We start from the raw sequence: 14,495 nt of genomic DNA, 5'->3' as shown, positions 1-14,495 counted from the left end.
GTCCCCGGTCGTGAGACGACCGGGGACGTGATGCATCAGCCCAGGCGATCGGTGTCGTCACCCTGGACAGGAGCGTCCTGCTTCACCGGTGCGGTCATCGCCATGGTGCCTTCGGCCTTGCCCAGCTCGATGCCGGTCAACGGGTTCCCGTCCGGTGCGGAAGTACCGCGCATGGCCATTGCCGCCAGCGTCTTCGCCTCGATGCCATCCAGCGCCACCGACGCGCTGCCGTCGCCGCCGTCGACCGCAGTGTACTGCTCGGGGTCGGAGACGAAGCGGAAGTTCTCGTCGCTGTTCCACGGGCCGCGCATGTCGCCCTCACCCTGCGACGTGTTGACGTACATCTCCTCGAACTCGGGCATGCCGGCCAGCTTGCCCGGCGGGAAGTTCGGCTCGATCGAGTACAGCGCCTTCTCGAACGACTTCTGGTGCGCCATCTCGCGCGTCATCAGGAAGGTCAGCGCGTCCTTGACGCCGGGATCGGCGGTGACGTTGATCAGCCGCTCGTAGACGATCTTCGCGCGCGCCTCGGCAGCGATGTTGGAGCGCAGGTCGGCCGTGGGCTCGCCGATGCTGTCGATGTAGCCGGCGTTCCACAGTTGACCACCGGAGTTGATCAGCGCCGGACCACCGCCGTACAGCACCTGGGTGACATGCGAACTGCAGCCGTTGCCCTGCAGCGAACGGAACAGTTCGGCCTCGGTCTCGACCGCCTCGGCCAGGCGGCCCTTGGCGCCCTTGTTGAGCATCGCGACCAGCGAGCCGATCACCTCGAGGTGGCTGAGCTCTTCGGTGGCGATGTCGAACAGCATGTCGCGACGGCCTGCATCCTCGTCGGCCAGGGCCTGGGTGAAGTAACGCATCGCAGCGGCGAGTTCGCCCTGCGGGCCGCCGAACTGTTCCAGCAGCAGGTTGGCCAGCGCGGGATTCGGATCGCTCACGCGGACCGTGTATTGCAGTCGCTTGTTGTGGCTGAACATGGGGGGTTCTCTCCTGTGGCCGGCTGCCAGGACGACAACCGGGAGCCAGTCTCCGCCTGCAGGGGATCAAGGCGATGCGAACCTCCGCGCATGCGGCGTGGAAAACAGCGACCGGCGCGCGCATGGCTTCATGCGGGCACATGCGCAGCCCCGCGCAGTGATTGGCTGCGTCGATCCATCGGCCGCCGGTGATTCGAAAAATGAAGCACAGCGACTACGATGGCCGCCTGCAACCGGCATGGGGATGTCCGGCTGCAGGGCTGCATTGGCAGCCATCGCATGGACACCAAGGGGGAAAAGGAATGGTCAGGAACTTGCTTGTCGCATTGCTGCTTGCCGTGGTGGCGCTGGTGGCGCACGAGAACGGCCGGCGCATCTCGGAAGCCGACGTACGTGCGCATTACCGCCAACAGCTGGAAGCGTTGATCGCGTTCGACAGTGAGGCCATCTGCAAGCCGATGGCGGCCGATTTCGAGTTGCGCAATGTCGAGCACGTGGACGGCACCGCGCATCGCCAGACGATGGACCGTCGCGCGGCATGCCAGCAGATGGAAGACGCGATCGCGCTGATGCGCGTGATCAACAACCAGACCGGTGGTCTGGTGGGCATCGACTTCGGCTATGAGATCACCCGGATCGAGATCATGCCGGGTGGACGCAGGGCGGTGGTCGAGGCGACCAGCACTGCGCGCCTTGGTGGACGACTGCTGAGCCGCAGCCGCTCCAAGGGAGAACTGTCACGTTCGATGTGGCGGGTGCGCGACCATGGCGGTCAGGCGCAGACCTGGAGCTATGGTGGCTGACGGATAGCGGGCTACTGGCCAACCAACGCCCGCCCGGCAATGCGCCGGGCGGGTGTGGAACCTACATCCTGCTGCCGGAGCCGCTGCTGCCCGAACCGGACGTGCCGCTGCCAGAGCCCGTGCTACCCGAGCCCGTGCTGCCCGAACCGCTGCTGCCCGAGCCGGAGCTACCGCCCGAGCCGGAGCCCGTGCTGCCCGAACCGCTGGAGCCGCTGCTGCCCGAGCCGCTGCCCGAACCGGTGCTGCCCGAAGCCGAGCTGCTGCCCGAGCCGGAGCCCGTGGTGCTGCTGCCCGAGCCGCTGCTTCCGCTCGAACCGCTGCTGCTGCCCGAACCCGCGCTGCCCGAATAACCCGAGCCGCTGGAGCCGCCGGCGCCGCCCGTGGCGCCGCTACCGTGGCTGCCCGTCGTGGACCCGCCACCGCTGCCGCTGGAACCGCCCTGGCTGCCCGAGCTGCCCGAGCCCGAGCCGCCCATGCCGGACGTGCCCGAAGAACTGGAGCCACCCATGCCGCCCGCGGACGAGCCGGCGCTGCCGCTGCCGCCGGCGCCACCTGCGCCGCGACCGGACTGGCCGCCGTTCCCCATCGAAGAGGAACCGGACTTGCCGTAGGTCGAGCCTTCCATGTCATCGAGCGGATCGCCATGTGGTTGCGTGCGTCCACCGTCGTCGGCGCTGCTGGAGTGGCTCCTGGAGAACATCGTGTTGCCGGTGCCCTGGCGGCGCTGCCATGCGCGATAGGCAACCACGCCCACCGCACTGGCCGCGATCAATCGGAAAAGTCCCATTTCTGTCTCCATTTGTCTGGACGGGTGCGCAGAATGGACATGCGTCCGGTGATCCCGATGTGACTTCCCGGCCATGCGTTTAATCGGCGCTCAACACCGCGATGACGCGTCGACATGGCGCGCGCTGTTCAGCCACGCAACGCCGTCGACGTCGATGTTCGATTGCACGGTTTCGTCATCGCCGGCCTTGCGTCTTGCGCCGCGTACGCGGCTCCGGGCTAGGATGACTGCGGGCCTCGCGGCGGACGTGCGGGTCGCTCGCTGCCGGAATGGAACCCTGCCGATGGTCAAGAAAATCCTGTTCAACCCGATACCGCCAGGGTCACCGCCGGCCACGGGTCGCAGGAGCCACGGGTCGGCCTGACGCCGATCGACGCCAGCCATGCGCAACAAGGACAGACAGGCCGTTTCCGTTCCAGCCCAGCCACCTGGAGAGCGTGTTGCCGGCCGCGGAGTGTTCCAGGCCCTGCCGCCGCTGGTGTGGGCGCTGCTGGTGCTGGTGGTGGGGCTTGCGCTGACCGCCGAGCTGGCACGGCGCGAGATGCGTGATGCCGGCGCGCGTGCGGACATGCTCTACAACTCCCTGGCTGATGCCGCGCAGGCACGGTTGCGCGACGGGCTCGACGATGCCGCAGTGGCGTTGCGGGCGATGCAGACCGTGTTCCTGTCGGCCGGCGACATCGACCAGCCGACCTTCACCCGCTACCACGACAACCTGCGCGCGGTGGACGACCTGCCCGGGTACATCGTCACCGCGTTCGCGCGACGCTACCCCGGCGTGCCCGACAGCGCGCCGTTCTACCGGTACGAACTGCTGTCGCCGCTGGAAGGCAACGAAGCGCTGCTGTGGCTCGACGTCACCACCCAGCCCGACAACCTCGCCGCGCTGGAAAAAGCGCGCGACGCGGACCACCCGTCGATGTCGGCACCGTTCCACCTCGCCCAGTTCAGTGACGCCGATGATGCCGGCCGCGGCATCACCCTGCGCCTGCCGGTGTACTCGCGCGGGCAGGTGCCCGACAGCGTGGAAGAGCGCCGCGCCCGCGAACTCGGTGCCCTGGCGATCAGTCTGCGGCTGGAGCCGCTGGTGCGTACCGCGCTGCAGGGGCGGATCCTCGAATACATGCACGTCGACCTGCGCGACCTCGACGCCGTCGGCGACGATCGTGTGTTCACCAGCCGGACGCAGCCGGCAGCCGGCGGACCGACGCCGACGTTGACCCGCCTGCTGGAGTTCGGCGACCGTCGCTGGGAGTTGCGGCTGCAGCCGCTGGCGCCGCGACTCGACAGCGATCGTTCGCGGTCGATCCTGCTGTTCGGCACGCTGGTCAGCGTGCTTGCGGCGCTGCTGTTGTGGTCGATCGCCGGTACCCACCGGCGGGCATTGGCGCTGGGCCAGCGGATGAGCGCGCGTTTCATCGAGAGCGAGGCGCGCTTCCGCACCCTCAACGAGCTGTTGCCGGCACTGGTGTTGCTGGCCGGCAGCGACGGCACCATCACCTACGCCAACCAGTTCGCGCGCAGGCGCCTTGGCGAGGTGGTCGGCACCCGCCTGGATGCGCTTTACAAGGACCCCGGACCGCGCATGGAGGTGGCCGATGCCAGCGGGCGCGAGGCCGGCTGGGACGAGCGCGAGATGGAGATCACCACCAGCGAAGGCACCTTCTGGGCGCGGGTGTCGCTGGCGCCGGTCGTGGTCGACGGCCAGCCGCACATGCTGTTGACCGCAACCGACATCAGCGAGCAGCGCGAACTCAATGCGCGGCTGCGCTACCAGGCCTCGCACGACGCGCTCACCGAGCTGTGCAACCGCCGCGAATTCGAACGCCGGCTCACGCTGGCGCTGGCCACGCACCGCGCGCACCCCGAGACGCCGCCGTTCGCACTGCTGTACTTCGATGTTGACCAGTTCAAGCTGATCAACGACCTGTCCGGGCACCGCGCCGGCGACCAGATGCTGGTGGAAATGGTGCTGGCGATCAGCCAGAACCTGCGCGAAGGCGACCTGTTCGCGCGCCTGGGCGGCGACGAGTTCGGCCTGCTGGCCTACGCGGTCAACGAGGAGGAAGCGCTGGCGCTGGCGGAGCGGCTGCGCCGCTGCATCGACAGCGTGCGCTTCGTCTGGGAGGGCCGCACGCATTCGGTCAGCGCCAGCATCGGCGTGGTGATGTCCGACCGCGCCGGCGCGACGCTGCAGGACGTGATGGCCTGGGCCGACAGCGCCTGCTACCTGGCCAAGGAGAACGGCCGCAACCGCGTGCACCTGTACCGCGAGGACGACGACACCACCCGCCGGCATGGCGAAATGGAATGGGCCAACCGCATGCGCGGCGCGCTCGAACAGGGCCGCCTGTTGCTCGACTACCAGGAGGTGGTGCCGCTGACCACGGCCGTGCTGGATGGTCCGTATATCGAACTGCTGCTGCGCCTGCGCGACGAGGCGGGCACGGTGGTGATGCCGGGCGCGTTCCTGCCCGCGGCCGAACGCTATGGCCTGATGCCGGCGGTGGACCGCTGGGTCATCGGGACGGTGCTGTCCAACTTCGCCCGGCTGCACCCCGCCGCGGCCGGTCTGCAGACCTGCGCCATCAATCTTTCCGGCGCGAGCATCGACGACGAGGACCTCGCCGATTTCATCCTCGAGTGCATCGCCCGCCACCAGGTGCCGGCGCAGCGGATCTGCTTCGAGATCACCGAGACCGTCGCCGTGCGCAGCCTGCTCAAGGTCACCCGGGTGATCGAGCGCCTGCGTGCGGCCGGCTGCCGCATCGCGCTCGACGACTTCGGTTCGGGCATGTCCTCGTTCGGCTACCTCAAGAACCTGCCGGTCGACGTGATCAAGATCGACGGCAGCTTCATCCGCGAAGTCGATACCGACGCCATGAGTCGCACCATCGTCAGCGCGATCGTGCAGATCGGCCACCAGCGCGGGCTGAAGGTCGTCGCCGAATGGGTGGACAACGATGGCGCCCGCGGCGTGCTCGACGAACTCGGCGTCGATTACGGCCAGGGTTTCGCCCTGCACATGCCGGAACGGGTGGTGTTCCAGCGCGACTGAGGCCGGCCGTGCGCGCGCCCGGAACGCGAGCTCAGCGGCGCGTGGCGAACACGCCGTCGAGTTCGGGCCGGGCGCGGAAGCCCGCCTTCTCCAGCCGGCGCACCACTTCGCGCGGCACATCGCGGCCACTGGTCAGGCGGTTGGGACTGCCGGTGTAGTGGAACAGGCTGCCGCGCGGGCGCAGCACCCGTGCCAGCTGGTCGTAGAACGCCTGGGCGTAGAGTTCGCCGGCGATGCCGAAGCGCGGTGGATCGTGCAGCGCCGCATCCATCGATGCCGCCGGCAGCGCGGTGATCGCCGCGGTGATATCGGCATGCTGCAGCTGCAGGCGACCGCCCGTGTCGGCCGCATCGGGATCGGGCGACCACGGATTGAGGCTGCGCAGCCACAGCACGTCCTCGTTCTTCTCGAACGAATGGATGCGCGCGACGCCCGCGGCCAGGCAACAGGCGGCGAAATAGCCGAGACCGCCGCAGGTATCGAGGATCACCTTACCGCGGGGCGCCACCAGCGCGACCTTGCGGCGCGCATCGTCGAGCGGCGATTCGCGCGCGGTCGGCAGCATCTTGATGCCGTCGATCTCGAACGTCGGCACGCCCCACGGTGTCGGCACCAGCTTGATCAGCGAGCGCGCGTAACGCGCGGCCGGCATCCAGTCGGTGCCGTCGCGGATGTAGATGGTGCGGTCCTTGAGCACGCCCGGATACGGCTGCGGCTGGCTCCGCCAGAGCCAGTCTTCATCGCCGAGCGTCACGGTGTCTTCGCTGCGTCCCAGATCCAGCGAGCCCGTCCACGTGCCTGCAGCGCGTGCGGACAGCAGTGCGGTCGCGGTTTCGCGGGTGAGCAACGGTCCGTCGTATCGGGACATGGCAATGGGAGTCGCGGGGAGGCGCGCATCGTAAACGGTCGCGTCCTGGCCGCGACATGTGTCGGCGATCACGGCGCAGGGCCCGTGCATGCACACGCCGGTGTCATCGCCTTGAACAGGCCTTGAACCCGCGCGTTAACGACGCGTCAGCACGGCGTCAACGTTGTGATGCGCTTCAGTCGGGCATCCCTTAACTGCCGCCGCGGCTTCGCCATCAGGCCACCGCTCACCCGCGCAGTCGCGGGTCAATGCCAAAGAACAGGAGAGTCCCCCGATGAAGAAATCCATGCTCCCGGTCGCGCTTGCGGCCATCGCCTTGAGCCCCGCTGCGTTCGCCCAGTCCGGTGGCGATACCTATCGCCCGGATCTTGCCGTGGGCGAAGGCAACTGGTTCGTGGCTGGCAACGTCGGCCGTACCGATGGCGGCACCGCCGATCGCTTCGGCACCGGCGACTTCAATGTCTTCGAAAGCCGCGAAGGCCGCCGCACCGGTTACGGCCTCGCCGCCGGGTATCGCTGGAAGCTGGCGCCGGCCTTTGGCCTCGGTATCGAAGGCGGTTACACCGACCTGGGCAACCTCGAAGTACGCAATGCGTTCCGCGACGACAGCGTCGACCAGCGTGATGACGAGAACGCGTTGCGCGGCTGGCATGTCGGCGGCAACGCGCGCTGGCACGTCACCCCGGCGTGGTACGTCGGTGCGCGCGGCGGCTATTTCCGTGCCTCCGACAACAGCGCGACCTACTACAACTCGGTCGGCCAGGACCTCGGCCTCGAGAGTGGCGGCCGCGATGGCCGCAACAGCTGGTACGCCGGCGTGGGCACGGGCTGGAACGCCACCGAGAACTTCAGCGTCGGCCTGCACTACGACTACTTCCGCGCCAAGTCCGGCGACCTGCGCGATCCGGTCAGCGGCGTGACCTTCGAGGGTCCCAAGCGCTCCACCGCGCTGCTTGGACTGACGGCGGAATACGCGTTCTGAGCTGACGTCCAGCAGTCCCCGAACGGGCGCCACCTCGTGGCGCCCGTTCCTTACGGAGAGTCGTGCGCGCCATCGCGCCAGAAGCCCGGGCTCCGGTGTGGGGCGACATCGGCGACGTGCACGATCCCGCGACCGGCCGCGCAGCACTGTCTGCTGCCCTGGTCCCGATGGAGCTGCCCGATGACCGCATCCGACGCGATTCACTACGCGCGCTATGACGACCGCATGGCCGAACCGCGCGAAGGCGAAGCGGAACTCGAGCTCGAGCTTGGCCATGTGCTGATGGAGATCGTCCGCACGACCTGGGAGCACGAGGGTCGTGCGTTGCGCGCCGTGCATGCCAAGAGCCATGCGTTGTTGGCCGCGGAAGTCGAGGTGCCGGCGTTGCCACCCGAGCTTGCGCAGGGCGTGTTCGGGCAGCCGGCCAAGTACCGCGCGATGTTGCGGTTGTCGACCACGCCGGGCGACCTGCTGCCGGACCGCGTATCGACGCCGCGTGGCATCGCGCTGCGCCTGTGCGACGTGCCTGGCGAGCGCCTCGACGGCGCGCAACACCTGCGCAGCCAGGATTTCCTGCTGGTCAACGCGCCGCGCTTCAACGCGCCCGACGGGCACGCCTTCCTGCAGGGGTTGCGGCTGCTGGCGAAGACCACCGACCGCGTGCCGCGCACCAAGGAGCTGGTCTCGGCGATTGCCCGCGGCACGGAGCGCGCGCTGGAAGCGCTGGGCGGCGAAAGCAGTGCGCTCAAGGCGATGGGTGGCCAGCCGCCGGTGCATCCGCTGGGCGAGGCGTATTTCACCCAGGTGCCGCACCGCTTCGGCGACCACATCGCGAAACTGCAACTGGTGCCGATGACGCCGACGATGCAGGCGCTGGCGGACCAGCGGCTCGATCTTGCCGATGACGACGCCCTGCGCACCGCGCTCATCGACCACTTCGCCCGCGACGAGGCGGTGTGGGAGCTGCGTGCGCAGCTGTGCACCTCGATCGACGAGATGCCGCTCGAGGACGCCAGTGCGGAATGGGACACCGGCCTCAGCCCGTACCGCACCATCGCCACCGTGCGTGTACCCGCTCAGACCGCGTGGAGCGAGGCGCGCAGTGCGGTGGTCGACGACGGCATGGCCTTCAGTCCGTGGCTCGGCGTGGAAGCGCACCGTCCGCTGGGGCAGATCATGCGTCTGCGTCGCCGCACCTACGAACGTTCGCAGGCGTTCCGCGAGGACCGGATGGGACCGTTCGCCATCGGTTGCCCGTTCGAGGGCATGCACGGGGTGGATGGCTCACGGCATCTGGACGGCGCCGGGCCTAGCGTGGGCGCCCCCAGACCTCCGGAGGCGACATGAACCAGCCCGCACAGCAGCAGGAAGTCCCCGGCGTCGAGAAGAAGCTCGATCCGCCGGCCGACCATGGCGAGACCAGCTATCGCGGCAGCGGCCGGCTCGAGGGCAAGGTCGCGGTGATCACCGGTGGCGACAGCGGCATCGGCCGTGCCGTCGCGATCGCGTTTGCACGCGAAGGTGCCGACGTGCTGGTGAGCTATCTCAGCGAGGACGAGGACGCCGCGGAAACCAAGCGCTGGGTCGAGGAGGCCGGTCGCCGCTGCGTGCTGGTGCCCGGCGAACTCGCCGATCCCGCGCACTGCCGCGCGATCGTGCAGCAGGCGGTCGATGAATTCGGCCGCATCGACGTGCTGGTCAACAACGCCGCCTTCCAGATGTCGCGCGAGTCGCTGGACGACATCCCCGACGAGGAGTGGGACTACACCTTCCAGGTCAACATCACCGCGATGTTCCACCTGTGCAAGGCCGCGGTGCCGCACATGAAGTCGGGCGCGTCGATCATCAACACCACCTCGATCAACTCCGACAAGCCCAACCCGGGGCTGTTGCCGTACGCCGCGACCAAGGGCGCGATCGCCAACTTCACCGCGGGCCTGGCGCAGATGCTGGCCGACCAGGGCATCCGGGTGAACTCGGTGGCACCGGGCCCGATCTGGACGCCGCTGATCCCGGCCACGCTGCCGCCGGATTCAGTGAAGGAGTTCGGCAACCAGGTGCCGTTGAAGCGTCCGGGCCAGCCGGCGGAAGTGGCGCCGATCTTCGTGTTGCTGGCCTCCGACGAGGCGAGCTACATGACGGGTGGGCGCTACGCGGTCACCGGTGGCACGCCGATCCTGTAAACGCGGATCGGTTGCTACGGGCAGGCGCCTCGCGGATGCGCTGCGCTTGTCCTCCGGGCTACGGCTATTCGCTGCCGGTGGTGGCGGCGGGAATCCCGCCGGCGGCAAGACGCTCTTCGATCGCGGTGAACGCGGAGCGCGTGCCCGGCGCGGCGTCGTGCATGCCGGTGGCGAAGTACACCACGCCGGTGCCGTCGGCGCGGTCCAGCCACAGCCCGGACAGCAGGCCGTATGCGGAGCCCGCGTGGCCGACGCGCTCGCGGCCATCGCCGAAGGGATCGTCGCGGCAGCCGGGCATGGCGGTCGCGAGGGTCTGCGCCGCCAGGCCGTAGCGGCAGAAGAAGCCCTCGCGCGACTGCCCGCTGGCGTCCTCTTCCGCGGTGACGCCGTTGTCGCCGGCGCGCGTCCATGCGGGTGCCAGCAGCGTCGCCACCGATGCCGGCGACAGCAGGCGCACGCCGTCGACCTCGCCATCGCCCAGCAGCAGGCGCCCGATGGTGGCGAGCTCGCGCGCTGAAATGCGCAGTCCGCCCTGCGGCGAGAACAACGCGCCGTTGCGACCCGCCTGCCAGTGCGCGAGGTCGCAGCTGCCATCGCTGGCCGGGCGCACCGCACATGCAGGACGGCCCGCACGCATGTCGTCGGTACCGGACTCGCGGTCGCTGTCGTAGAGGATCACCGCGCGCGACACGCGGGCGTCGTCGCAGCTGGCCCAGCCGTAGCAGGCCGACAGCCCCAGCGGCGCGAACAGCAGCCGCTGCATCAACAGGTCGAAGCGCTCGCCGGTGGCGCGTTCCATCACCGAGGCGACGATCGGGAAGTTGAGGTTGGCGTAGCGGAAGTACTGCCCTGGCGCATGCGCGGCATCCCAGGCGCGCGGATCGGCCAGCAGCTCGCGCAGCGCGCCATCCAGCGGCACCTGCCAGTAGCCGGCGTCGTCGGTCAGCCCGGCCTGGTGCGACAGCAGTAGGCGCAGGGTGATCGGCACGTCCGGATACACCGGGTGGCGCAGGCGCCAGCCCAGCAATGCGGACACGTCGGCGTCGAGATCCAGCGCACCCGTCTCGACCAGGCGCATCACCCCCAGCGCGACCACCAGCTTGGAGATCGAGGCGATCCGCACCGGATCATCGGCGGTGACCGCACGCGCGCCCTGCAGGTCCGCGTGGCCGGTCGCCTGCACATCGGTGACGTGCGCGCGGTCGAAGGCGATCCGCACCGTCGCCACCGGTTCGGCGGCGTGCAGTGTGGTGGACGCCAGGGCCAGCACCAGCAGGCTCGACGGCATCAGGCGGTGGGTGCGCATGCAATTCCTCGAAGCGGGAGCAGGGGATGTATAGCGCAGGTGCCGTCCACCGGCGTCGCCTGCGCGCCGCCAGCAGCGGTTCGCCGGCGCCCTCGCGCGAGGAAAGCGCACCGGCGGCGTGCTCGCCGCTCCACACGGGGTCGGCTACATTGGCCGTCCTGCCAATGCCTGGACATGCCAACGCGCAGCGTTCGCGGCCCAGGTGCCTTCGGCCCCACGGACCCGGTATGAGCCCCAACGAACCCCTCGAATTCCGCAGGCTCGCCGATACCGCGCCGGCAATCCTGTGGGTGACCGATGCCGACGGCCACTGCACCTTCATGTCGCGCGGCTGGCACGAGATGACCGGGCAGAGCGAAGCGGAGTCGCTCGGCTTCGGATGGCTCGACGCCCTGCATCCCGACGACCTGCCCATCGCGCGTACCCGGCTCGCCCGTGCCCAGCGCCTGGTGAAGCCGTTCACGATCGACTACCGGGTGCGCTGCCGGGATGGGCGCTACCGCTGGATGCTGGATGCGGCCAACCCGCGGCATGCCGCCGACGGCAGCTTCGCCGGCTTTGCCGGCTCGGTCATCGACATCGACGACCGGCGCCGCTCGGAGGACAAGTACCGCGCGCTGTTCGACTCGATCGAGGAGGGCTTCTGCATCGTGCAGATGCTGTTCGACGACAGGACGCAGCCGCGCGACTACCGCTTCCTCGAGGTCAACCCGGCGTTCTCGCGCCACACCGGGCTGGTCGACCCGGTGGGACACACCGCGCGCGAGATGCTGCCCGACCTCGAGCCGCACTGGTTCGAGATCTACGGCCGCATCGCGGTCACCGGTGAACCGGAGCGCTTCGAAGCGGGCTCGGACGCTATGGACCGCTGGTTCGAGGTCTATGCCTTCCGCATCGGCGATCCGGCTGAGCGCCTGGTGGCCCTGCTGTTCACCGACATCACCGCGCGTCGTCGCCAGCAGCAGGCGTTGCGCGAGGCCGACCAGCGCAAGGACGAGTTCCTCGCCACCCTGGCCCATGAACTGCGCAATCCGCTGGCGCCGATCCGCACCTCGCTGTACGTGCTCAAGCTCAACCAGGATCCGGAAACCGGCGCCCGCATGCTGGACATCCTGATGCGGCAGGTGGACCAGCTCACCCATCTCGTCGACGACCTCACCGAGGTGTCGCGGATCACCCGCGGCCGCATCGAACTGCGCGCGGTGGACATTCCGCTGGGCTCGGTGCTGCGCAATGCCGCCGAGAGCGTGCAGCCGACGCTGGACCAGAACCGCCAAACGCTGCAGGTCGACCTGCCGGCGGATCCGTTGTGGCTGCGTGCCGATCCCGTGCGGCTGGGGCAGGTGTTCGTCAACCTGCTCAACAACGCCGCGCGCTACAGCCGCGAGGACACCACCATCCGGGTGACGGCGAAGGCCGAGGGCGGCGAGGCGGTGGTCTCCGTGTGCGACGAGGGCATGGGCATCGCGCGCGAGCACCTGCAGAGCATCTTCGACCTGTTCACCCAGGTCGACCGCCAGCGCAGCGCCGATACCCGCGGCCTGGGCATCGGCCTGGCCCTGGTGCGCAGCCTGGTGCAGATGCACGGCGGCAACGTGAGCGCGCGCAGCGACGGCGCCGGGCAGGGCGCCGAATTCGTGGTGCGGCTGCCGTTGCAGACGCCGGGTGGCGAAACGCCGTCGCGGGTCGAGGACAACGCGGCCAAGCCGTTCGGCGGACTGCGCGTGCTGGTGGCCGATGACAACCGCGATGCCGCCGAAAGCATGGGCGAGTGGCTGAGCGCATTCGGTGCCGAGACCATCGTCGTCCACGACGGCCACGCCGCACTCACGATGGCGCAGATGCACATGCCGCACGTCGCGCTGCTCGACCTCGGCATGCCGGAACTGAGCGGGCTGGAGGTGGCGCAACGGCTGCGCGCGGTGCCGGGTGGGGCGGGCATGCGCCTGATCGCGATCACCGGCTGGGGACAGGCGCGCGACCGTGCCGGCACCGAAGCCGCCGGCTTCGACCACCACATGACCAAGCCGCCGGACATCGCGCTGCTGCGTTCGCTGCTGCAGGACGCGCATCGGGCACTGGTCGGGCAGGCGGCGGGCGCGGATCCCGTGACCGGCTGACCCGGCTGACTCGGCGGGCCGGCGATGGCTTCGGTGGCCTGAACCCCGACTGCCGCGAAGCGGCGCGCGGGTAGGCAGGCCGGATGCTGCGTCGCACAATATGCGGCTTCCCGACGCAGAACCGATGACCCCGCCGCCCGTCCTCCATCATCACCCGCTCAGCCCGCGCCAGCAGGGCTGGGTGCTGTTCGCGCTTGCCATCGGCGGCTTCGCCATCGGCACCAGCGAGTTCGCGCCGATGGGGATGATGCCGGACATGGTCGCCGACCTCGGCGTCAGCGAACCGCAGCTCGGCCATTCGATCAGCGCCTATGCGCTGGGCGTGGTGGTCGGCGCACCGCTGCTGGCCGTGCTCGGTGCGCGTCTGTCGCGACGCGCGCTACTGCTGGCGACGATGGCGCTGTACGTGCTCGGCAACCTCGCCAGTGCGCTGGCGCCCGGTTACCTGTCGTTGATCGCGATGCGCTTCCTGGCCGGCCTGCCGCACGGCGCCTATTTCGGCGTGGCGGCGCTGGTGGCGGCGTCGATCAGCCCGCCCGGGCGCCGCGGCACGGCGATGGCGCGGGTGATGCTGGGCCTGTCGGTGGCGCTGCTGGTCGGCAATCCGCTGGCGGCATGGCTGGCGCAGGTGGCCGACTGGCGCTGGGCGTTCGCGCTGGTGGCTGTACTCGCGGTGCTGACCATGGTGCTGGTGGCCTGGCTGCTGCCGCCCGATCCGCACGAACCCCGGCACGACATCCGCCGCGAACTGCGCGACTTCAACCGCTCGCAGGTGTGGCTGGCGCTGGCGATCGGCGCGATCGGCTTCGCCGGCATGTTCTGCGTCTTCAGCTACCTCGCACCGACGATGATCGAGGTGACGGGCATTGCGCCGCGCCACGTGCCGCTGGGGCTGGTCGCGTTCGGCATCGGCGCCATCGTCGGCAACCTGGTCGGCGGCTGGCTCTCCGACCGCTACCGCTTCCGCGCCGCCGGCATCGTGCTGGTGTGGTCGCTGGTGGTGCTGCTGCTGTTCCCGCTGGCGACGCGTTCGGCGTGGTCGATCCTGCTGGCGGTGGTCGCCGTGGGCAGCATGGGCGCATTGGCAACGGTGCTGCAGGCACACCTGATGGACGTGGCCGGCGGCGCGCAGACGCTGGCCGCGGCTTCCAACCATTCCGCGTTCAATACCGCCAACGCACTGGGCCCGTGGCTCGGCGGACTGGCGATCAATGCCGGCTGGGGCTGGACCTCGACCGGCTACGTCGGCGCCGCCACCGCGGTGGCCGGGTTGCTGCTGTACGCGTGGGCACGCCGCGACGCCCGGCGCCTGCGCGAGGCCGCCATCACCGGCTGATCGGCGCCGGCGGCTCGCAGCCGTTGTCGCGGGTGCGGCGCGGTCCTGTCCGGGCCACGGTCATCCTCGACG

11 protein-coding genes are annotated in these 14,495 nt (G+C 69.5%); 8 read left to right on the top strand and 3 right to left on the bottom strand.

The window, feature by feature from the left end:
• Positions 1-35 precede the first annotated feature (35 nt).
• Positions 36-980 (bottom strand): manganese catalase family protein, encoded by a 945-nt coding sequence (locus E5843_RS12940; protein WP_136412868.1) that lies wholly within the window; start codon positions 978-980, stop codon positions 36-38.
• 302 nt (positions 981-1,282) lie between these two features.
• Between E5843_RS12940 and E5843_RS12935 the strand changes: the two genes are divergently transcribed.
• The 3 genes from E5843_RS12935 (at position 1,283) to E5843_RS12925 (ending at position 5,628) form a co-directional block, all read left to right on the top strand.
• The gene (locus tag E5843_RS12935) at positions 1,283-1,783 is read left to right on the top strand and encodes a hypothetical protein (protein WP_136412867.1); all 501 of its coding nucleotides are present in this window, start codon (positions 1,283-1,285) and stop codon (positions 1,781-1,783) included.
• A gap of 101 nt (positions 1,784-1,884) precedes the next feature.
• Positions 1,885-2,133, top strand: coding sequence for a hypothetical protein (locus E5843_RS12930; protein ID WP_136412866.1), 249 nt, complete (start codon positions 1,885-1,887; stop codon positions 2,131-2,133).
• An 891-nt stretch (positions 2,134-3,024) separates the two neighbouring features.
• Positions 3,025-5,628, top strand: a complete 2,604-nt coding sequence (locus E5843_RS12925; protein WP_244240785.1) for a bifunctional diguanylate cyclase/phosphodiesterase — start codon at positions 3,025-3,027, stop codon at positions 5,626-5,628.
• 31 nt (positions 5,629-5,659) lie between these two features.
• Here E5843_RS12925 and E5843_RS12920 read toward each other — a convergent pair whose 3' ends face one another.
• Positions 5,660-6,496 carry a class I SAM-dependent methyltransferase gene (locus E5843_RS12920; protein ID WP_136412865.1) on the bottom strand — a complete coding sequence of 279 codons (837 nt, stop codon included), beginning with the start codon at positions 6,494-6,496 and terminating at the stop codon, positions 5,660-5,662.
• Positions 6,497-6,770: 274 nt separating this feature from the next.
• On the opposite strand from E5843_RS12920, the gene E5843_RS12915 reads away from it, so the two are divergent.
• From E5843_RS12915 to E5843_RS12905, 3 genes are all read left to right on the top strand, one after another.
• Positions 6,771-7,478 (top strand): outer membrane protein, encoded by a 708-nt coding sequence (locus tag E5843_RS12915; RefSeq protein ID WP_136412864.1) that lies wholly within the window; start codon positions 6,771-6,773, stop codon positions 7,476-7,478.
• Positions 7,479-7,658: 180 nt separating this feature from the next.
• On the top strand, positions 7,659-8,825 hold the full coding sequence (locus tag E5843_RS12910) for a catalase family protein (protein WP_141066064.1): 1,167 nt from the start codon (positions 7,659-7,661) through the stop codon (positions 8,823-8,825).
• Positions 8,822-9,661, top strand: coding sequence for an SDR family oxidoreductase (locus E5843_RS12905; RefSeq protein WP_141066063.1), 840 nt, complete (start codon positions 8,822-8,824; stop codon positions 9,659-9,661). The genes E5843_RS12910 and E5843_RS12905 overlap by 4 nt, the downstream gene beginning before the upstream one ends.
• A 64-nt stretch (positions 9,662-9,725) precedes the next feature.
• Here the strand turns inward: E5843_RS12905 and E5843_RS12900 are convergent, their stop codons facing one another.
• Positions 9,726-10,967, bottom strand: coding sequence for a serine hydrolase domain-containing protein (locus E5843_RS12900; RefSeq protein ID WP_208542753.1), 1,242 nt, complete (start codon positions 10,965-10,967; stop codon positions 9,726-9,728).
• A 227-nt stretch (positions 10,968-11,194) separates the two neighbouring features.
• On the opposite strand from E5843_RS12900, the gene E5843_RS12895 reads away from it, so the two are divergent.
• Positions 11,195-13,087: a PAS domain-containing hybrid sensor histidine kinase/response regulator gene (locus E5843_RS12895; RefSeq protein WP_166816025.1), complete on the top strand. Its 1,893-nt coding sequence runs from the start codon at positions 11,195-11,197 to the stop codon at positions 13,085-13,087.
• A gap of 124 nt (positions 13,088-13,211) precedes the next feature.
• The gene (locus E5843_RS12890; RefSeq protein WP_141066061.1) at positions 13,212-14,423 is read left to right on the top strand and encodes an MFS transporter; all 1,212 of its coding nucleotides are present in this window, start codon (positions 13,212-13,214) and stop codon (positions 14,421-14,423) included.
• The last annotated feature ends 72 nt before the right edge of the window (positions 14,424-14,495 follow it).

The sequence above is a fragment of the Luteimonas yindakuii genome, from assembly GCF_004803715.2.
Classification (GTDB): domain Bacteria; phylum Pseudomonadota; class Gammaproteobacteria; order Xanthomonadales; family Xanthomonadaceae; genus Luteimonas; species Luteimonas yindakuii.
The sequence above is the reverse complement of the archived record's forward strand: the minus strand, read 5'-3'. Positions and strand labels throughout refer to the sequence as shown.

What these genes read in the sequence shown, in the direction of transcription:
- E5843_RS12915 (WP_136412864.1), top strand. Translation starts at nt 6,771, where the DNA reads ATGAAGAAATCCATGCTCCCGGTCGCGCTTGCGGCCATCGCCTTGAGC.
- E5843_RS12920 (WP_136412865.1), bottom strand. Translation starts at nt 6,496, where the DNA reads ATGTCCCGATACGACGGACCGTTGCTCACCCGCGAAACCGCGACCGCA.
- E5843_RS12900 (WP_208542753.1), bottom strand. Translation starts at nt 10,967, where the DNA reads ATGCGCACCCACCGCCTGATGCCGTCGAGCCTGCTGGTGCTGGCCCTG.
- E5843_RS12935 (WP_136412867.1), top strand. Translation starts at nt 1,283, where the DNA reads ATGGTCAGGAACTTGCTTGTCGCATTGCTGCTTGCCGTGGTGGCGCTG.
- E5843_RS12910 (WP_141066064.1), top strand. Translation starts at nt 7,659, where the DNA reads ATGACCGCATCCGACGCGATTCACTACGCGCGCTATGACGACCGCATG.
- E5843_RS12895 (WP_166816025.1), top strand. Translation starts at nt 11,195, where the DNA reads ATGAGCCCCAACGAACCCCTCGAATTCCGCAGGCTCGCCGATACCGCG.
- E5843_RS12905 (WP_141066063.1), top strand. Translation starts at nt 8,822, where the DNA reads ATGAACCAGCCCGCACAGCAGCAGGAAGTCCCCGGCGTCGAGAAGAAG.
- E5843_RS12890 (WP_141066061.1), top strand. Translation starts at nt 13,212, where the DNA reads ATGACCCCGCCGCCCGTCCTCCATCATCACCCGCTCAGCCCGCGCCAG.
- E5843_RS12940 (WP_136412868.1), bottom strand. Translation starts at nt 980, where the DNA reads ATGTTCAGCCACAACAAGCGACTGCAATACACGGTCCGCGTGAGCGAT.